We start from the raw sequence: 19,217 nt of genomic DNA, 5'->3' as shown, positions 1-19,217 counted from the left end.
TCTGCAATTCTTATTCTGAAGTATTTACACTTCGCGGTCTTTGTCAAAATTTTCCAGGTACTGGGCCACTCGTTGTACAAACTGACCTCCGAGCGCTCCGTTCACCACCCGGTGATCGTAACTGTGAGAAAGGATCATCTTGTAACGAATCCCTATAAAATCACCTTCCGGAGTTTCGATAACCGCCGGCATTTTGCGAATTGCGCCCAGCGCCAGAATGGCTACCTGTGGCTGATTGATGATTGGTGTTCCCATAATACTGCCAAAAGTTCCCACGTTGGTTACCGTAAATGTTCCGCCCTGGATCTCATCTGGCTTGAGTTTGTTGTGCCTTGCACGGTTGGCGAGATCGTTCACCTCCTTTGCCATTCCAACAAGATTGAGTCGGTCAGCATTCTTGATCACCGGAACGATCAGGTTTCCATCTGGAAGCGCTGCCGCCATCCCCAGGTTGATATCTTTCTTTTTGATGACCTTGCTACCGTCTTCACTAACCGAGATATTGATCATAGGAAAATCCCTGATCGCTTTCGCTACCGCTTCCATGAAAATTGGGGTAAAGGTTAGCTTTTCCCCTTCTCGCTGCTGAAATGCAGCTTTATGTTTGCTACGCCAGTTCCAGATATTGGTCACATCTACCTCGATAAACGACTGCACGTGTGCCGAAGTGTCCACGCTTTTTCGCATATGATGAGCGATCATTTTCCCCATTCTGCTCATCTCGATGATCTGATCTTCGCCAGTCACCACAGGGTCTTCACTTTTCGCTACGGAAGAAGACAAACCTTTATCGGCAATTGCCTTTCCAGGTTGTCCTTTCGAAGCGGCAGACTGATTACCTCGATTTTCCACGTACGCCAGGATATCATGCTTGGTCACCCGGCCATCTTTGCCGGTACCTTCCACTTTTTCCAGTTCCTCTGCGGAAATTCCCTCTTCCTTGGCAATATTTTTTACAAGCGGAGAATAAAAACGTTCGCTGGAATTATAATCTTCCCCAGAAGTTTCAGCAGAAGCGGTCGCTTTTGCCACTTCCACGGTTTCAGCTACTTTCGAGCTTGGCTCCGGAATTTCCTCGTCCTCGCCAGCTTCAGCTTCTTCGGTCACATCTTCCTCTACATCTCCGTCAACCTCAATAATCGCGATGGTCTGCCCTACTTTCACCACGTCATCAGCTTCAAAAAGTATTTTCACGAGCTTGCCGTCTACTTCGCTGGGCACTTCGCTATCTACTTTATCGGTAGCGATCTCCAGCACCGGCTCGTCCATTTCGATGGTATCGCCAACTTCTTTTAACCATGAGGTAATAGTTGCTTCCGCAACGCTTTCTCCCATTTTTGGTAATTTCAGTTCAAATTTTGCCATATTATTAATAGAGGTGTTGTATTTGTTATTCGGTTTGCGAATTTAATTAAATTTCAGCTTTATAAATATTAAAAAATCAATAAAACTTCCATTTGCTGAATTTTCACTATTCAGAAATTAATTCAAATTCTCCCTAAAAGTACGATTTCAGCAAGGGAATTGAAAACCTTTAAGAAACTTTAAGCCTAGAGGCTACTGGTCTTTCATGCTATTTTCGAAAGGAACACGATTGGTGATACTTCTTCCCAGCGTCACCTCATCAGCGTATTCCAGTTCATCACCAACCGAAATTCCGCGGGCGATCGTAGAAGTTTTTACCGGCGTGTTCTCGAGTTGTTTGAAAATGTAGAAATTCGTGGTATCACCTTCCAGAGTGCTGCTCAGAGCGAAAATGATCTCTTCAACCTTGCCTGCCTGAACTTTCTCGATCAGCGGTTTTATGGTAAGCTGGGAAGGCCCCACGCCATCCATTGGGCTGATCTTTCCGCCGAGCACGTGATAATGACCGCGATACTGCCCGGTGTTTTCAATCGCCATCACATCGCGAATATCTTCAACTACACACACAATTTCAGCATTTCTGGAAGGATTGGCGCAAATTTCACAAATTTCGGTGTCACTGATGTTGAAACAATTCCTGCACAGTTTGATGTTATTCCGAAGATCCAATAAGGCATTGCTGAGATCCTGGGTTTGGGAAGCCGGTTGCTTTAATAAATGCAAAACCAATCGAAGCGCGGTTCTTTTCCCGATTCCCGGTAATTGCGACATCTCATCTACAGCCTGCTCCAGCAATTTTGAAGAAAAATCCATACCCGCGAATTTATGATTTTTTTGGCTGACGAGTTTAGCTAAAGCTTAATTTGTAAATTGCCGCTCCTAACACCAGTCTATGCAACCATACCAAGTCCTGCTCCTCATAGCTGCCTATTTTGGCGTTTTAGTGCTCATTTCCTACCTCACCGGGAAAGGCGGAAGCAATTCAGAATTTTTTCGGGCCAACAAACAGGCGCCCTGGTACCTGGTAGCCTTCGGAATGATTGGTGCTTCCCTGAGCGGAGTCACTTTTATTTCGATTCCGGGAACGGTGGAAAGTGACAATTTCAGCTACTTCCAGGTCGTTTTGGGATATACCATCGGGTATGCGGTCATTGGGCAGGTATTGTTACCGCTGTATTACAGAATGAATCTCACTTCTATCTACACCTATCTGGGTGATCGCTTCGGGATTGCCTCGTATAAAACTGGCGCCTCGTTCTTCCTGTTATCGCGCGTGGTGGGATCCAGTTTTCGGTTATTTCTGGTTGCGAATGTGCTGCAACTGATCGTTTTCGATTCGATGGGCGTGCCCTATTACGTCACTGTTTCGATCACCATATTGCTAATCTGGCTCTACACCTTCAAAAGCGGAATCAAGACCATCGTATGGACCGATACGCTTCAGACATTTTTCATGCTGCTGGCGTTGGGCATCACCATCTATTTCATCTCCAAAGACCTTCAGATAAGCAATATTTTCAATTACCTGAGCGAAAGCAACTATTCCAGGGTTTTCTTTTTTGACGACTGGCGTAGCAAAGATCATTTCGTAAAACAATTCCTTTCCGGAGCCTTTATCGCCATCGTAATGACCGGTCTCGACCAGGATATGATGCAGAAAAACCTGACCTGTCGAACGCTGAAAGATGCCCAGAAAAACATGTTCTGGTTTACCATTGTACTGGTCGTGGCCAACCTTTGTTTTCTAACCCTCGGCGTGCTGCTAACAGACTATGCGGATGTAAATGGAATTACTGAAACCAAAGATGATCTGTTTCCTGCCATTGCCATGAGCGGAAAACTTGGGCTGGCAGTTGCTATTTTCTTTCTCCTTGGTCTTATTGCTGCCGCATATTCCAGTGCCGACAGCGCCTTGACCGCTTTGACGACTTCATTCAGTATAGATATCCTCGAAATTGATAAAAAATATAGCGAGGAAAAACAGGTACGCATCAGGAAACGCATTCACATCCTGTTTTCGCTGGTTCTTATTGTGGTGATGCTGATATTCAATTACGCGATAGCCGATAAAAGCGTGATCAACAAGCTCTTCCAGTTTGCCGGTTACACCTATGGACCTTTACTGGGGCTTTATGCTTTTGGACTGTTTACCAAATGGAAAGTTAGAGATGCTTTGGTACCGGTCATAGCGCTCGCCGCACCGATCCTGTCATACTTTATCAGCATAAACAGTTTGCAATGGTTTGGTTTTGAATTTGGATTCTTTATACTGATCCTGAATGGGTTGCTTACCTTTTTAGGTTTAGTACTGGCGCGTAGATAGCATTACCAGGGTACAGGCATTTTCAAAAGCGATTCTGTTTTTGCGGAGGATCTGGTACAATTCGGGATTTTCAGTGCCTGGATTGAATATGACTCTTTTAGGCTTCAACGAAACGATATAATCGTAGTACTCCTCCTGCCTGCGGGCATTCAGGTACAAAGTAATCGTATCTACGTCTTCAAACGGCATTTTTTCGGTTTCGATATTCACGCCTGCTACTTCTCCATTCCGCAGACCTACCGCCACAACCGGTTGCCCGCTGCTAACAAGTTTATGAATGGCCAGATTGCTATAACGAGAAGGATTCAGGGAAGCTCCCAGAACAAGTGTTTTCTTTTTCATATTCCAAATTTAAATAAAATTATGTGTAACAATATTTTTTCTGGGCAGTCTATATGTTGAGAACCGGTTCTTGCAGATCATCATGTATCAATTTTGATGGTTAGTGTTAATACAGATGATTTTGCTAAATGCCTGCATTCCGTAAAAAGAATGCAGGTTTTTTCAAAAATCCTGTAACAAGAACGTTTTTTGGTCGTCTTAATAATAGAAAGCATTGAATTTGCGAAAACCTATTTTCATCTATTAGGTAATGCAAAGTAATTTGCTATACATAAATCATCATTAAAATCAATCAAAAAATGAAACAGTTATTCGTAGCTTGTCTATTGCTTATTGGCAGTATTTGCCATTCCATGACCGATCCCTTCGGAAGAATCTCCGGAACGGTGATGGATGGAGAACTCAACGAACCCATTCCCTATGCCACAGTGGTCATCAATGATCTGGAAGGTAATTTAGTGACCGGTATCACTTCTGATGATAATGGAAGTTTTTCCATTGAAAATATCAAGAGCGGGGTTTATGTCTTCAAAATTCAGTTCATAGGTTATAAAACCTACACCAAAGAAATCCACATCGATCGTAACAGTCAGAAAATCGACCTGGGAACCATTCGCCTGGAGCCTGATGTTGCGATGCTCGATGAAACAGTGGTGGTTGCCGAAAGAACCACGATCGAACAGCGCGTGGACCGGAAGATCATCAATGTGGGTAAAGACCTGATGACCACCGGCGCCAGCGCTTCGGAACTGATGCAGAACGTTCCTTCGGTAAACGTGGACCAAGACGGCAATATTTCGCTTCGCGGAAACAGCAATGTACGCATCCTCGTAGACGGAAAACCCACAAATATGGATCCTGCACAGCTGCTGAAGCAAATTCCTTCCACTTCCATCAAAAGCATTGAGCTGATCACCAATCCTTCCGCAAAATACAACCCGGAAGGAATGAGCGGGATCATCAATATCGTCCTGCACAAAAATGCCAACCAGGGCTTCAACGGAAACCTGAACACCGGTCTTACGCAGGGGGTCAATACTCGCTTTAACGGTTCGCTGGACATGAATTACCGCACCGGTAAATTCAATTTCTACGGAAATTTGGGCGGGAACTTCGGAAAACGCCAGAACGAAGGAACTATCAATCTTCCGGAGTCTAATAGTCAGCAACATTTCAAGGCTCAGAACCGCAGGGAGTCTTATTTGTACAAAATCGGTATTGACTATTATATGGACGAGAAGAATACCCTTTCGGTATACACGAATCAAAACCTGTATGAAGGCGGGCCGCTGGCTTACCTGGAATTTACTGATTTTGGAGATGCTTCCAACAGTTTCAGGCAAAACCTGGATGCCAATTTTGACAATACCAACTCCAGCTACAACCTATTGTTTGATCATGATTTCAACGATGACGGGCATGACCTGCAGGTGGAACTGGATTTCAACAATTTCGATGAAGAAGAACGTACCAACGTAGACTTTGGGGAAAATAGCTTTGATTTTGTCCCATATACTGATATCGTAAATGAAAACCGACAAAATTTTACCGGAAATATCGATTATGTAAACCCTTTCAGTGAAGTTTCCAAGTTGGAACTCGGTGCCGAAGCACGCATCCTGACCACCGATAATGATTACGATGCCGGCAACCCGCAATTGAGCGACGCACAGTACGAATATAACCGCGATATTTACAGTTTCTACACCACCTTCGGTCAGAATTACGAAAAGTGGAGCTACCAGCTCGGCGCCCGGCTGGAAAGCTACAATGTAGATGCGTACTATGACGGGGATGAAGTGTACCAGGATGATTATATCACGGTGTACCCAAGTGCGTTCGTAAGTTACAATCAGAGTGAGAAGAACACCTTTCAGTTAAGTTATAGCCGAAGAGTGGACCGCCCAGGTTTCAGCCAGGTAAACCCGATCAGGCAGGTTGCTTCTCCGCGGCTTACTGTAGCCGGAAACCCGGAACTGGACCCACAATTCACCAATTCCCTGGAATTCAATTTCACCCGTAAACTTGGTAAAAAGGGAAGTTTGACCAGCGGCGTTTTTTACCGTAGAACCAATGACCAGATCAACCAGATCTTTCAGGAAGTTGAAAATGAGCCAGGTTCCATTTTCCTGACCTTTGCGAATTACGGGGATACCAATTCTTATGGAACAGAATTTTCACTGAACTACAAATTCTTTGACTGGTGGAGCACGAATTCCGGACTGGAAATCTACCACAACACCTTGCAGGGAGCAGTGGGGGGAGAAATCATTGAAGTAGACAACACAGCTTACACCTTTAGAAGCAGCCACAATTTCAAAGCTTCTGAGGCGCTTTCTTTCTCTTTATTCGGAATGTATCGCAGCAAACAACAGGACCTTCAGCTGGATATTGATGATTTCTACTTCGTGAACGTGGGTGCCAGGTATTCATTCCTGGAAGACAATAAGGCTACAGTAAGCCTGAATTTCAACGATGTATTCAATACGCAAAAATTCCGTATAAATGGCGGCAGACCTTTTGCGCAAAATGGGGAATTCAATAACGAAACTCAAACAGTATACTTAGGTTTCTCGTATCGTTTTGGAGGCGGAAAGAACCGTGCTCTTAAAAGAAAACAGCGAGATGATGACAACTCCGGCGGAGGCGGTCTGTTCTAAAATATTTGTTTGATTTAGCCAGAAAAAAGCCTGAAGGATCCTTCAGGCTTTTTGAATTTCATTAGTTATTTATTGGAGCTGTCTAAGCTTCTACAGCATACATTTTTTCGCGTTGCTCCCGGATCGCCTTATCACTCATGTAATCATCAAATGTCAGGTAACGATCAATTACTCCTCCCGGAGTCAACTCGATCACACGGTTCGCTACTGTTTGAGCAAATTCGTGATCGTGCGTGGTAAACAGTACGGTTCCCTTAAAATTCTTCAGGGAGTTATTGAAAGCCGTGATCGATTCCAGGTCCAGGTGGTTCGTAGGTTCATCCAGCATCACCACATTGGCACGAATCATCATCATCCGGCTTAGCATACAGCGAACTTTTTCACCTCCGGAAAGTACCCTACAGGTCTTCAGGGCTTCTTCTCCACTGAAAAGCATTTTCCCCAGGAAGCCGCGAATGTAAACCTCTTCACGCTCTTCTTCCGTTTTGGCCCATTGTCTCAACCAGTCCACCAGCGTAAGATCATTTTCAAAATATTCAGAATTATCTGCCGGTAAATAGGACTGTGAGGTTGTGACACCCCATTGGAATTTTCCTTTTACAGGCTCCTGTTTTCCGTTAATAATTTCGTAGAAAGCGGTCGTGGCACGAGAATCTTTGGAGAACACTACCACCTTATCGCCTTTGGCCAGGTTAATGTCTACATTTTTGAAAAGTGTTTCCCCTTCGATACTGGCTTCCAGGCCTTCCACATTTAGAATTTGATCACCCGCTTCCCGTTCTCTTTCAAAGATGATTGCCGGGTAACGACGGCTGGAAGGTTTGATCTCTTCAATATTCAGCTTGTCGATCATTTTCTTTCTGGAAGTAGCCTGCTTACTTTTTGCCACGTTCGCACTGAAACGCTGAATAAACTCCTGAAGTTCTTTCTTCTTTTCTTCAGCCTTTTTATTCTGCTGCGCGCGCTGTCTGGCAGCTAACTGAGATGATTCATACCAGAAAGTATAGTTCCCACTGAAATGATTGATCTTCCCGAAGTCGATATCAGAAATATGCGTACAAACCGCGTCTAGGAAGTGACGGTCGTGAGAAACGACGATGACCGTATTGTCATAATTGGCAAGGAAATTTTCCAGCCAGTTAATCGTTTCATAATCCAGGTCGTTCGTAGGCTCATCCATGATCAATACATCCGGGCTGCCAAATAAGGCCTGTGCCAGCAATACACGAACCTTCTGTTTCCCGTCCAGGTCTTTCATTAAAGTATAATGCAGGTCTTCGCTGATCCCCAGGTTTGAAAGCATGGCGGCTGCATCGCTTTCCGCGTTCCAGCCATTCATCTCCTCGAACTGTACCTGCAGCTCCCCGATACGATCGGCATTTTCATCAGAATAATCGGCATACAGGGCATCCATTTCGGTCTTCACGGCGAAAAGCGGCTTATTCCCTCGCATCACGGTTTCCAATACCGGATATTCGTCATAAACGTTGTGATCCTGTTCCAAAACCGACATTCTTTTTCCCGGTTCCAGGTGAACTTTTCCGGAAGTTGCTTCTGATTTTCCTGAAAGGATCTTCAGAAAAGTGGACTTCCCGGCACCGTTCGCACCAATGATCCCATAACAGTTACCCTGGGTAAACGTAACATTCACCTCATCAAACAACACTCTTTTACCAAACTGTACGGAAAGATTTGAAACTGAAAGCATAAAATTCTTCGATTAAAATTTGTGCAAAAGTAGTTATAATCAATCTTAATGAGAAAGATTAACGTTTTAAAAATTCGTTTTAACGCCTGATTAACATAGAGCCCCTATCCCACCATCTATCTTTGCTTATCGAAGCAGCCGAAATTGTGATTCCCAGTACACCTACATGAAATACGCCTGGCTTTTAATTGGTTTCCTACTTCTACTTTCCGGATGTAACAATCAACCGGAAGGAGATCAGCACGTATTTGTAGGTGGCCAGATCAACAATCCCGAAACCGATTACGTAGTCCTTTCCAAGGAAGACAGCATCATTGACACTCTTTACCTCAACCAGCAAAACCAGTTCGGCAAGGAATATGACGACCTCGAGAGCGGTATCTATACTTTTAAACATTCCCCGGAAAATCAGATCATGTACCTGGAGCCCGGAGACAGTGTGGTGATCTGGCTGAATACACTGGATTTTGACCGTTCGCTGAACTTTAGCGGAGACGGTGCCGAAAAAAGCAATTTTCTGCTGGATATTTTCATCAGAAATCTGGACAATAACGATCTCATTCTTCAGTATTACAAGATCAAACCGGAACGCTTTGCCGAAATCACAGATTCTATTCGTGATGATCGCATGCAATCACTTGAAAGACTGGAAGAACAGGAAGAATTGAGCGATACTTACCTGAAACTTGCCAAGGCCAGTGTGAATTATGAATTTTACGACCTGCGCGAGCGTTATTCCTTCCTGATCCATAAATATTATCCTGCGCTTTCTGCTGAAATTCCGGAAAATTTCAACAATTACCGCGAACATATCAATTTTAGCGATGAAGACCTGGAAGATCTGTATGTCTATACCAATTTTCTTGATGATTATTTAAGATCGAAATCGATCGAGGACTGCCAGACAAAAGAATGTTATAACCTGAACAGCCTTCAGAATTTAAGCAAACGAATCGAGCTAACCGATTCATTGTTTAAGAATGATAAGCTGAAACACAAGTTCATTGACCGTTTCGCCACTCAAAGTATCATTATGAGTGAGACCGATCGTGGAATTGATTTTGTTTTGAATCTCCTGAAAAGCATTGATTATGCACGCCTGGACTATATTGAAAGACTTTCCAGGATGCAGCGCTCCTACCTGAAAGGCAATTCCATTGCTGATAAAGGCCTGATCGATACAAACGGTAATAAAACGACTTACGGGGAGATCATTGATAAACCAAGCATCATTATGAGCTGGTCTATTTACGCGCTAGATCACCATCAATGGCTGCATAAGATCGTGAAAGACCTGCGGGAAAAATACCCGGAAATTGATTTCTACACGGTCAATATCGACGGCCAGACCTATGAAAACTGGCTTCGTGTTCTGGAGACTTTTAGTTACGATAAAAAATACGAGTACCAAATTGCCAATCGAAATATTGGCAACGATATGTACAAGAATTACCTGACCAAGGTGTTATTCGTAGATAAAAAAGGAGTGATTCAGAAAGGAGATATCTCCTATAGTTCCATCAAGGATTTTGAAGAAGATATTTTGGAATTTCTGAATAAATAAAAAAAGGCCGCTTTTCAGCAGCCTTCTTTATTTCATTGGAAAATTGTGTTACTGATTTCCCTTCTTATAATCTGCCAGGAATTTCTCCAAACCGATATCTGTTAGTGGGTGTTTCAGCAATCCTTCGATAGAAGATAGGGGGCCCGTCATTACATCAGCTCCAATTTTTGCGCATTCCAGTACATGCATGGTATGACGTACCGAAGCAGCAAGAATCTGCGTATCGAATTCATAATTATCATAAATGAGTCTGATCTCAGCGATCAAGTTCAGTCCATCAGTAGAAATATCGTCTAAACGACCTATAAATGGAGACACATAGGTTGCTCCAGCCTTAGCAGCCAGCAATGCCTGCCCAGCCGAAAATACCAGGGTACAGTTGGTGCGAATCCCGCGGTCGCTAAAGTATTTAAGCGCTTTCACACCTTCCTTAATCATCGGGATCTTCACAACGATCTGTTCGTGAAGTTCAGCCAGCTCTTCTCCTTCTTTGATCATGCCTTCGAAATCTGTAGCGATCACTTCCGCGCTTACATCCCCATCAACCAGCTCACAAATTCGGTTATAATGTTTAAAAATATTGTCTTTTCCGGTAATCCCTTCCTTCGCCATAAGCGACGGGTTGGTGGTTACACCGTCAAGAACCCCAAGGTCCTGGGCTTCCTTGATCTGGTCGAGATTTGCCGTATCAATAAAGAATTTCATAGTTGTGCGTTATTTTGAATTTTTAATTTGATTCGTAAAATTACAATTTATAATGCTTCATCAGCATTTTTTCATACATCTTATCGGGTAACAGTCCTTTCAGCTTCACTGAAAATTTTTGCAAAAAATCCCCGATCTTATAATGTACTTTTGGATCGTCTTCCGCAATGACCTTTAAAACCGCCTTCGCCATTAAATCAGGATCCTGTCCAGCGCTTACGTGTTCATTCATCAGTTGCAACGTGTCACCATACGCTTTCCGGTAAGGGGAATCTTCCAGGACAGGAGCATGATAGCGACCGGCCGCAATGTTAGTTGCAAAATCTCCAGGTGCAATATTGGTCATTTTAATACCGAACTGTTTGAGTTCCATTCGGTAGGCCTCCGCAGTAATTTCCAGCGCACCTTTGGTGGCTGAATAGATACCGCGATAAGGCAGGCCCATATAACCAGCGATAGAAGTAATATTGATGATCAGGCCGCCACCCTGCTTTCTCATTAGGGGAACGGTGTTCTTGATGACATTCAGCGGGCCGAAATAATTGGTCTCAAAAGCCTTTTTGATCTCGCTTTCGGGAGTTTCTTCAATAGGACCGGTAATACCCACGCCCGCATTATTGATGAGAATATCGATTTTCCCTTCTTTTTCTGAAACCTGCGAGATTGCCTGCCGGATGCTTTCCGGACTGGTCACATCCAAGGCTACCAGCTCAAAAGGGGAATTTGGATTTTTAGACGGATTCCGACTCGTTCCATAAACCTTAAAACCATTTTCAGAAAGATGCGTCGCGATAGATTTTCCAATTCCGGAAGAAGCTCCGGTAATAAAGACGACTTTGCCTGTAGACTGCCCGTTTTCCATACCGCACAAAGATGCACTTTTTTTGAGAAAAGCGGAAACAAAAAATGGCAAGCGACCCACATCACACCGCTACGACCGCCTACCCTTGCTGCGTTCCCGCCCTGGGGGATTCAGCAGGAGCTGGTTGTGTGGGACTTGCCGCTGCAAATATACAATCTTTAAACCTTTAGGCAAGCTTTTTTATCCTGAAATGGTTAATTTAGCAGGGCAAAATAAGCAAGATTCATGAAGCGATTTTTTAACCTCCTGGCTATCTTTATTTTAAACTTTTTCATTTTTTCCTGCGGAAGCAAAAACGGTAAAAATAAATCTGATTTTTCGATACAATTTGAAGGAAACAAGTCGAGTTTTCACTTGAACGAGTCGGTAAAAGGCTCCATTCTGAACAAAGAAAATAAACCGATCGACTCCATCTCCTATTTCCTCGGAAATCAAACCCTGCAATCATCCGGGAAAGATTTCAATTTTAACCTGAAGGATTCCCGTCTCGGGAACTGGCCACTTCGAGCGATCATCTATTCCGGAGAACAGGTTGATACGATTTCCAAAGAGATCAAGATCCTCAACGATCAGGCACCAGCCGTTTACACTTTTGAGGTGATCAATGAATTTCCTCACAGCAATACCTCCTATACCCAGGGACTCGAGTTCCATGACGGGCAGCTTTATGAAAGTACCGGGCAACGGGGAAGATCCAGACTCCTGAAAGTAGACCTGGAAAGCGGTGAGATCCTTGACGAGATCAAACTGGATGACCAGTTCTTCGGGGAAGGGCTCACTATTCTAAATAATAAGATCTTTCAGTTAACCTGGCAAAGTGATGTTGGTTTTATTTATGACGTTCAGAAATTCGAAAAAACCGGGAGTTTCGGTTACAACCAGAGCAAAGAAGGCTGGGGACTTTGTAACGATGGTGAGAAAATCTACAAAAGCGACGGAACGGAAAAGATCTGGATTTTGAATTCCGAAACACTTGCCGAAGAAGATTATATTCAGGTCGCTACCAATAAAGGGATCAAATCAAAATTCAACGAACTGGAATGGGTTGATGGAAAGATCTACGCCAATACTTACCAGTTTCCGAGCGTTAGTATCATCAATCCTCAGAATGGTGCTATTGAAGCTATCATCAATTTTAAAGGCTTGCAGGATCGAATTGGAAACAAGAACGACCTTGACCCAGTGAATGAAGTGCTGAATGGAATTGCTTATAACAGTGCTGACGGAAAATTGTATGTGACGGGCAAAGACTGGGACAAGTTATTCGAAGTGCGAATCATTAAAAACTAAGCATATCGAACCGGAGATTTTTGAAATGGAATTTGCTGTCCGGGAATCTGATCTGGATAAGCAGCAGCATGTAAACAATGTGCAATATGTTCAATGGGTTCAGGATATCGCTGAAGCTCACTGGGAAGCGCGCGCAACTCCTGAGCAAAAAGAAAAGCATATCTGGGTCGTTATCAAACACGAGATCTCTTATAAGAAAGAAGCTTTTCTACATGATCCAATCCTGATGCAGACTTATGTGGGAGATACAACGAATGTGACTTCTGTTCGTCACGTCATCATCAAAAACAAAGATAGCGGCAAATCGCTGGCAGAAGCGAAAACGACCTGGTGTTTACTGGATGCGGAAAGCAGGAAGCCCACGAAGATTTCCGAAGAGATGAAAAAAGTATTTGAAAAATAAAAGGCCGCAATTGCGGCCTTTTATCTTATAGTTCGGTGATCAGCAGATTACCATTGAAATAATGGTCTTCCCTGCATCATTTTCTTAACATCTTCGTTAACAGCTGCAAGTTCTGCTTCATCTGAAATATTCTGAATGACCCGGTCGATCAGCTCCACAATCCTGGTCATATCCTCCTGCTCCAGGCCTCGTGTGGTCACTGCCGGCGTCCCAATTCGGATTCCAGAAGTCACAAAAGGCGATTTATCATCAAAAGGAACCATGTTCTTATTCACGGTAATTCCAGCTTTATTCAAAGCCTCTTCGGCTTCTTTCCCGCTCACACCTTTATTTCTCAGGTCGATCAACATCATATGATTATCTGTTCCTCCGGAAATGACCTCGTAACCTTTCGCTACAAAATCTTTCGCCATTTTTTCGGCGTTTTTCTTCACTCTAACCGTATAATGCAGGAACTCATCTGTAAGCGCTTCACCAAATGCCACTGCTTTCGCTGCAATGATATGTTCTAACGGACCTCCCTGGTTCCCTGGAAAAATGGCCGAATTCAATAAAGTCGACATTTTTTTCAGGTTACCATTCTTCAGTTTTTCCCCGAAAGGATTATCGAAATCTTTACCCATAATGATGATCCCTCCACGAGGTCCTCTCAAGGTCTTATGAGTAGTAGAAGTCACAATATGGCAATGAGGCACTGGATCACTAATAAGCCCTTTGGCAATTAGACCCGCAGGATGCGCGATATCCGCAAAAAGGATCGCTCCTACTTCATCCGCGATCTCGCGGAAACGCTTATAATCGATCTCCCTGGAATAAGCCGAAGCTCCGGCAATAATCATTTTCGGTTTTTCGCGGCGAGCGATTTCAGCGATCTCATCATAATCCAGCCTTCCCGTTTCCTTGTTTACCCCATAAAATACCGGTTCGTAGAGTCTTCCGGAAAAATTCACCGGGGAGCCATGCGTAAGATGCCCACCATGTGAAAGGTCAAAACCAAGGAATTTATCTCCCGGTTTTAGGCAGGTATGGTACACAGCAGTGTTCGCCTGGGAACCAGAATGCGGCTGCACGTTAGCATATTCCGCGTCAAAAAGTTCTTTCAGGCGGTCTATAGCCAGTTGTTCTACTTCATCAACCACTTCGCAACCTCCATAATAACGCTTACCGGGATAACCTTCTGCGTATTTATTGGTCAGAACCGAGCCGGCTGCTTCCATTACCGCGTCACTTACGAAATTTTCACTGGCAATAAGCTCTAAACCGTTTAACTGTCTCTCTTTTTCTTGTGCTATTAAGTCGAATAATTGAGTGTCTCGCTGCATTTCAGTTTTTTCGTTAAATATTCGGTAAAAGTAACAAACAAATTCGGTTAATTACAGGAAAATAATATATTTGAATCAACTAGATTTTAACAAAAAACCAACATTTTTTATGTCAATTTCCGCGAACGATCCGAATAGAAAAACCTGGCTCGAAATTCCCGAGAATAGCGATTTTCCTATTCAGAATATTCCATTTGGAGTATTTCTGACCCGCGATGATGTGATCACGATCGGGACACGAATAGGAGATTACGCGATAGACCTTGGGGCCTTGCATCAGTTAGGTTATTTTGACGGAATTCCGTTAACCGACGATATATTTTTACAGGACACTTTAAACGATTTTATTTCAGACGGGAAAAAGACCTGGCGACTGGTGAGAAACCGCATTGCCAAGATCTTTGATGAAAATAACACCGCCCTGAAAGAGAACGACGATCATCGCACCCGAGTGCTCTTCACACTGGACGAGATCGAGATGCAAATGCCGGTACAGGTAGGTGATTATACCGATTTTTATTCCTCTAAAGAACATGCCACAAACGTTGGAAGCATGTTCCGCGATCCTGATAATGCTCTATTACCAAACTGGCTGCACATCCCGGTTGGTTACCACGGAAGAAGCTCTTCCATCATTCCATCTGGAATTCCGGTACACCGCCCACAGGGACAAACTATGCCACCAGAGGCAGATACGCCGGTTTTCGGGCCTTCCAAAAGAGTGGATTTTGAGCTGGAAATGGCATTTATTACCACAGATGCCAACCACATTGGCGAGCCAATTCCGGTAGACGAGGCAGAAGATTACATTTTCGGAATGGTGATTTTCAACGACTGGAGTGCACGGGATATTCAGAAGTGGGAATATGTGCCGCTAGGCCCATTCCTTGCGAAGAACTTCGCTTCTTCCATTTCGCCATGGATTGTGACCATGGATGCTTTGGAACCTTTTAGGACCGAAAGTCCGAAACCCGAAAAAGAACTATTACCCTATCTGAAATATACAGGTAAGAAAAGTTTTGATATCAATCTTGAGGTTTCTCTGGAACCTGAAGGCGGCAGCGAGGAAACGATCACACGTTCCAATTTCAAATATCTTTACTGGAATATGAGCCAGCAGCTGGCCCACCATACCGTTAACGGTTGCCCGGTAAACTCTGGAGATATGATGGCTTCCGGAACCATTTCAGGATCTACGGAAGATTCTTTCGGATCGATGCTGGAACTTACCTGGAGCGGCAGCAAACCATTAAAACTTAAAGATGGCAGCGAACGTAAGTTCATTGAAGATAACGACACGGTGATCATGCGAGGACATTGCCAGAACGGCCAATACCGAATTGGATTTGGAGAAGTTCGATCCAAGCTCCTACCGGTGTATCAACCGAAGAAAAAATAGCATAAAAAAGCCCGGCATCTCCGGGCTTTTTTATTTTTAATACTGGCTTCCTAAACCAGTTCTTTCAGTTTTCCAGCTGAAATAGACTGATGCGAAGCATGATGCACCACTTCCCTGTTATGGATCACGATGAGTTGCGGACTTTCATGACGCACGCCAAATTGATCAGCCACTGCATTTGACACCTCTCTATTGGCAATCAAATCCAGGAAATACATTTTCACATTAGCGTCTTCCGGAAGATCGTAATCAGATTCAAACATTTTCAACACCATCCTGCTAATTCCGCACCGTGTGGAATGTTTCAGTATGGCGATATACTGCAATTCTGATTCCTTTTCAATTTCGCCTAACTGGCTGATCTCCGTGAGCTGCACCCAATTAATACTCGAAGCGTTTTCCTTCTTTGCTCCTCCCTCGTCTCCAAACAACTTTCCGAATAATCCCATAGTATACTTTTTTGCAAATGTAATTCTCTGTAATTTTAATAGAAAAACAATGGCCGACTTTTTCGTTTTTTTATCATAAATGTCAATTTGTCTTAAAATTTTTAATAAAAACAGACAAAACGTCATTTTTTCGTAATGGTATATGAATTGCTTTTTAGCTGAAAAAAGAAATCATGAACTTTAATAATTTTACTATAAAATCACAGGAGGCCATCCAGCAGGCGCAACAGCTTGCTCAGGAAATGGGCCATCAGCAGATAGAAAATGAGCATCTTTTCAAAGCCATTATGATGGTTGATGAAAACGTGACTCCCTTTCTGCTGAAAAAACTGAACATCAACGTGAATCTGTTCACACAGATTCTCGATAAAAGCCTGGAAAACTTTCCGAAGGTGAGCGGTGGAGATATCATGCTCTCCCGCGAGGCCGGTAAAACCGTGAACGAGGCATCCACCATCGCCAAAAAGATGAATGATGAGTATGTTTCGATCGAACATTTGATCCTGGCCATTTTCAAATCTTCCAGCAAGGTTGCTCAAATTTTAAAAGATCAGGGTGCTACAGAAAAAGCTTTGAAAGCAGCAATTGAAGAATTGCGGCAGGGTGATCGTGTGACTTCACAAAGCGCAGAAGAGACCTATAATTCGTTGGATAAATATGCGCGGAACCTCAATCAGCTTGCGGAAGAAGGAAAACTGGATCCGGTCATTGGTCGTGATGAGGAGATCAGGAGAATTCTCCAGATTCTGTCCCGAAGAACCAAGAACAACCCGATGCTGGTTGGTGAGCCTGGAACCGGTAAAACGGCTATTGCAGAAGGTTTGGCCCACAGGATCGTGGACGGCGATGTACCGGAAAACCTGAAAGACAAACGCATCTACTCCCTGGATATGGGAGCCCTGATCGCCGGTGCAAAATATAAAGGTGAATTTGAAGAAAGGCTGAAGGCCGTTATCAAAGAAGTAACTTCCAGCGACGGGAATATCGTGTTATTCATCGACGAGATCCACACACTGGTTGGTGCCGGTGGTGGCCAGGGTGCGATGGATGCAGCGAATATTTTGAAACCTGCGCTGGCCCGAGGAGAACTCCGTGCAATTGGAGCCACTACCCTGGATGAGTATCAGAAATATTTTGAAAAAGATAAAGCTTTAGAAAGGCGCTTTCAAAAGGTGACCGTAGAAGAACCCGATACCGAAAGTGCAATTTCGATCCTTCGCGGTATCAAAGAGAAATATGAAACGCACCACAAAGTTCGCATTAAGGACGAGGCGATCATTGCGGCCGTGGAACTTTCTCAGCGGTATATCACCAACCGGTTTTTGCCAGATAAGGCGATCGATTTAATGGATGAGGCCGCCTCGAAACTCCGCATGGAGATCAATTCGAAACCAGAAGAGCTGGATGTTTTGGATCGCAAGATCATGCAGCTGGAGATCGAGATCGAAGCCATCAAGCGGGAAAAAGATGAGAACAAGCTCAAATCTTTACGTGCCGATCTGGCCAATCTCAAGGAGGAGCGCAATGACCTTCACGCCCGCTGGATGAGTGAAAAAGAAGTAGTTGACAATATTCAGAATTTAAAATCTGATATTGAAAATTTCAAGCTGGAAGCCGAAAAAGCAGAACGCGAGGGCGACTACGGAAAAGTGGCCGAGATCAGGTACGGAAAGATCAAAGATGCTCAGGAAAAACTGGAAAAATTACAGCAAAAGGTGGCCGAAAATCAGGATGGCAAATCGCTGATCCAGGAAGAAGTGACCAATGAAGATATAGCGGAAGTGGTGGCGAAATGGACCGGTATCCCCGTTACCAAAATGCTGCAAAGCGAACGTGAAAAACTGCTCAATCTCGAAGCCGACTTACATAAACGCGTAGTTGGTCAGGAAGAAGCCATTATCGCAGTGAGTGATGCGATTCGCAGAAGCCGTGCAGGTTTGCAGGATCAGAATAGGCCTATCGGGTCCTTCCTGTTCCTTGGTACGACCGGGGTTGGTAAAACTGAGCTTGCAAAAGCGCTGGCAGAATACCTGTTCGATGACGAATCGGCCATGACACGGATCGATATGAGCGAATACCAGGAAAGACATTCGGTAAGTCGTTTAGTTGGTGCTCCTCCGGGATACGTTGGTTATGACGAAGGTGGCCAGTTGACCGAAGCCGTGCGAAGAAAACCTTATTCAGTAGTGTTGCTGGATGAGATCGAAAAAGCACATCCTGATACTTTCAATATTCTGCTGCAGGTGCTGGATGAAGGGAGACTGACCGATAATAAAGGTCGGGTGGCAGACTTTAAGAACACGATCATCATCATGACTTCCAATATGGGCAGCCAGATCATTCAGGATAAATTTGAAAATATCAAAGACCTGGATACCGCGATGGAAGCAGCGAAAGAAGAAGTTCTCGGATTGCTGAAAAAAACCGTAAGACCAGAATTTCTGAACAGGATCGATGATATCGTCATGTTTAGTCCGCTAACTCAGAAGGATATTCGCCAAATCGTGGAATTGCAACTGAAAGGCGTCCGGAAAATGCTATCGAAACAGCACATCGTCCTTGATGCAACCGATGAAGCCGTGAATTACCTGGCTTTGAAAGGTTTCGATCCTTCCTTTGGGGCCAGACCTGTTAAACGGGTGGTGCAGCGAGAGGTGCTGAACAAACTTTCCAAAGAGATTCTCGGTGGCAAGATCAGTACAGACAGTATTATCCTGCTGGATGAATTTGATGACGAACTGGTATTTAGGAATCAGGCAGAGTTAACAGAAACGGAATGAATATTTCCCATTGAACTATATTAAAAAAAGCGGCAGATTTCTCTG

Annotated in this window: 15 protein-coding genes and 1 other RNA gene; 7 read left to right on the top strand and 9 right to left on the bottom strand. The window is 44.0% G+C overall.

All coding sequences use genetic code 11. The features are described 5' to 3' along the window. Positions 1 to 24: 24 nt before the first annotated feature. Positions 25 to 1,365, bottom strand: coding sequence for a dihydrolipoamide acetyltransferase family protein (locus tag GRFL_RS12635; protein ID WP_083644970.1), 1,341 nt, complete (start codon positions 1,363 to 1,365; stop codon positions 25 to 27). A 192-nt stretch (positions 1,366 to 1,557) separates the two neighbouring features. Next, positions 1,558 to 2,178, bottom strand: coding sequence for a recombination mediator RecR (recR, locus tag GRFL_RS12630; RefSeq protein WP_083644969.1), 621 nt, complete (start codon positions 2,176 to 2,178; stop codon positions 1,558 to 1,560). A gap of 79 nt (positions 2,179 to 2,257) precedes the next feature. Here recR and GRFL_RS12625 point away from each other — a divergent pair, with 79 nt between their 5' ends. Further along, a complete protein-coding gene (locus GRFL_RS12625) occupies positions 2,258 to 3,688 on the top strand; it encodes a sodium:solute symporter (RefSeq protein ID WP_083644968.1) in 1,431 nt (476 codons plus the stop codon). Here GRFL_RS12625 and GRFL_RS12620 read toward each other — a convergent pair. Next, entirely contained in the window at positions 3,668 to 4,030 is a 363-nt protein-coding gene (locus GRFL_RS12620) for a CoA-binding protein (protein WP_083644967.1), read from the bottom strand. The genes GRFL_RS12625 and GRFL_RS12620 overlap by 21 nt on opposite strands. Positions 4,031 to 4,329: 299 nt before the next feature. Here GRFL_RS12620 and GRFL_RS12615 point away from each other — a divergent pair, with 299 nt between their 5' ends. Further along, positions 4,330 to 6,690: a TonB-dependent receptor gene (locus GRFL_RS12615; RefSeq protein WP_083644966.1), complete on the top strand. Its 2,361-nt coding sequence runs from the start codon at positions 4,330 to 4,332 to the stop codon at positions 6,688 to 6,690. Between the two features lie 82 nt (positions 6,691 to 6,772). Here the strand turns inward: GRFL_RS12615 and GRFL_RS12610 are convergent, their stop codons facing one another. Further along, positions 6,773 to 8,398: an ABC-F family ATP-binding cassette domain-containing protein gene (locus GRFL_RS12610; protein ID WP_083644965.1), complete on the bottom strand. Its 1,626-nt coding sequence runs from the start codon at positions 8,396 to 8,398 to the stop codon at positions 6,773 to 6,775. A gap of 166 nt (positions 8,399 to 8,564) precedes the next feature. On the opposite strand from GRFL_RS12610, the gene GRFL_RS12605 reads away from it, so the two are divergent. Then, positions 8,565 to 9,962, top strand: coding sequence for a TlpA family protein disulfide reductase (locus tag GRFL_RS12605; protein ID WP_083644964.1), 1,398 nt, complete (start codon positions 8,565 to 8,567; stop codon positions 9,960 to 9,962). A gap of 48 nt (positions 9,963 to 10,010) precedes the next feature. Here the strand turns inward: GRFL_RS12605 and fsa are convergent, their stop codons facing one another. The 3 genes from fsa to ffs all read right to left on the bottom strand — a co-directional run bounded on the left by fsa (position 10,011) and on the right by ffs (position 11,670). Further along, on the bottom strand, positions 10,011 to 10,667 hold the full coding sequence (fsa, locus tag GRFL_RS12600) for a fructose-6-phosphate aldolase (RefSeq protein ID WP_083644963.1): 657 nt from the start codon (positions 10,665 to 10,667) through the stop codon (positions 10,011 to 10,013). A 40-nt stretch (positions 10,668 to 10,707) separates the two neighbouring features. Next, entirely contained in the window at positions 10,708 to 11,529 is an 822-nt protein-coding gene (locus GRFL_RS12595) for an SDR family oxidoreductase (RefSeq protein ID WP_083644962.1), read from the bottom strand. A 42-nt stretch (positions 11,530 to 11,571) separates the two neighbouring features. Beyond that, an RNA gene (gene ffs, locus GRFL_RS12590) (signal recognition particle sRNA small type) lies at positions 11,572 to 11,670 on the bottom strand. A gap of 84 nt (positions 11,671 to 11,754) precedes the next feature. Here ffs and GRFL_RS12585 point away from each other — a divergent pair. Both GRFL_RS12585 and GRFL_RS12580 read left to right on the top strand, forming a co-directional pair. Further along, positions 11,755 to 12,819 carry a glutaminyl-peptide cyclotransferase gene (locus GRFL_RS12585; RefSeq protein ID WP_083644961.1) on the top strand — a complete coding sequence of 355 codons (1,065 nt, stop codon included), beginning with the start codon at positions 11,755 to 11,757 and terminating at the stop codon, positions 12,817 to 12,819. 25 nt (positions 12,820 to 12,844) lie between these two features. Next, positions 12,845 to 13,222, top strand: a complete 378-nt coding sequence (locus GRFL_RS12580) for an acyl-CoA thioesterase (RefSeq protein ID WP_083644960.1) — start codon at positions 12,845 to 12,847, stop codon at positions 13,220 to 13,222. Positions 13,223 to 13,269: 47 nt separating this feature from the next. Here GRFL_RS12580 and glyA read toward each other — a convergent pair whose 3' ends face one another. Then, positions 13,270 to 14,544 (bottom strand): serine hydroxymethyltransferase, encoded by a 1,275-nt coding sequence (gene glyA, locus GRFL_RS12575; RefSeq protein ID WP_083644959.1) that lies wholly within the window; start codon positions 14,542 to 14,544, stop codon positions 13,270 to 13,272. Between the two features lie 109 nt (positions 14,545 to 14,653). Here glyA and fahA point away from each other — a divergent pair, with 109 nt between their 5' ends. After that, on the top strand, positions 14,654 to 15,943 hold the full coding sequence (gene fahA / locus GRFL_RS12570; protein WP_083644958.1) for a fumarylacetoacetase: 1,290 nt from the start codon (positions 14,654 to 14,656) through the stop codon (positions 15,941 to 15,943). 50 nt (positions 15,944 to 15,993) lie between these two features. On the opposite strand, the gene ytxJ is transcribed toward fahA, so the two are convergent. Continuing rightward, positions 15,994 to 16,392, bottom strand: coding sequence for a bacillithiol system redox-active protein YtxJ (ytxJ, locus tag GRFL_RS12565; protein ID WP_083644957.1), 399 nt, complete (start codon positions 16,390 to 16,392; stop codon positions 15,994 to 15,996). Positions 16,393 to 16,565: 173 nt separating this feature from the next. On the opposite strand from ytxJ, the gene clpB reads away from it, so the two are divergent. Then, on the top strand, positions 16,566 to 19,172 hold the full coding sequence (gene clpB / locus GRFL_RS12560; RefSeq protein ID WP_083644956.1) for an ATP-dependent chaperone ClpB: 2,607 nt from the start codon (positions 16,566 to 16,568) through the stop codon (positions 19,170 to 19,172). Positions 19,173 to 19,217: the final 45 nt, after the last annotated feature.

It is taken from the genome of Christiangramia flava JLT2011 (assembly GCF_001951155.1).
Taxonomy (GTDB): domain Bacteria; phylum Bacteroidota; class Bacteroidia; order Flavobacteriales; family Flavobacteriaceae; genus Christiangramia; species Christiangramia flava.
This window is presented reverse-complemented; position numbering and strand designations above follow the sequence as displayed.

Bases quoted from the DNA above. Each gene is read 5' to 3' on its own strand.
- GRFL_RS12585 (WP_083644961.1), top strand. From the start codon at position 11,755: ATGAAGCGATTTTTTAACCTCCTGGCTATCTTTATTTTAAACTTTTTC.
- clpB (WP_083644956.1), top strand. From the start codon at position 16,566: ATGAACTTTAATAATTTTACTATAAAATCACAGGAGGCCATCCAGCAG.
- GRFL_RS12610 (WP_083644965.1), bottom strand. From the start codon at position 8,398: ATGCTTTCAGTTTCAAATCTTTCCGTACAGTTTGGTAAAAGAGTGTTG.
- GRFL_RS12635 (WP_083644970.1), bottom strand. From the start codon at position 1,365: ATGGCAAAATTTGAACTGAAATTACCAAAAATGGGAGAAAGCGTTGCG.
- glyA (WP_083644959.1), bottom strand. From the start codon at position 14,544: ATGCAGCGAGACACTCAATTATTCGACTTAATAGCACAAGAAAAAGAG.
- recR (WP_083644969.1), bottom strand. From the start codon at position 2,178: ATGGATTTTTCTTCAAAATTGCTGGAGCAGGCTGTAGATGAGATGTCG.
- GRFL_RS12620 (WP_083644967.1), bottom strand. From the start codon at position 4,030: ATGAAAAAGAAAACACTTGTTCTGGGAGCTTCCCTGAATCCTTCTCGT.
- GRFL_RS12625 (WP_083644968.1), top strand. From the start codon at position 2,258: ATGCAACCATACCAAGTCCTGCTCCTCATAGCTGCCTATTTTGGCGTT.
- fsa (WP_083644963.1), bottom strand. From the start codon at position 10,667: ATGAAATTCTTTATTGATACGGCAAATCTCGACCAGATCAAGGAAGCC.
- fahA (WP_083644958.1), top strand. From the start codon at position 14,654: ATGTCAATTTCCGCGAACGATCCGAATAGAAAAACCTGGCTCGAAATT.
- GRFL_RS12595 (WP_083644962.1), bottom strand. From the start codon at position 11,529: ATGGAAAACGGGCAGTCTACAGGCAAAGTCGTCTTTATTACCGGAGCT.
- GRFL_RS12580 (WP_083644960.1), top strand. From the start codon at position 12,845: ATGGAATTTGCTGTCCGGGAATCTGATCTGGATAAGCAGCAGCATGTA.
- GRFL_RS12605 (WP_083644964.1), top strand. From the start codon at position 8,565: ATGAAATACGCCTGGCTTTTAATTGGTTTCCTACTTCTACTTTCCGGA.
- ytxJ (WP_083644957.1), bottom strand. From the start codon at position 16,392: ATGGGATTATTCGGAAAGTTGTTTGGAGACGAGGGAGGAGCAAAGAAG.
- GRFL_RS12615 (WP_083644966.1), top strand. From the start codon at position 4,330: ATGAAACAGTTATTCGTAGCTTGTCTATTGCTTATTGGCAGTATTTGC.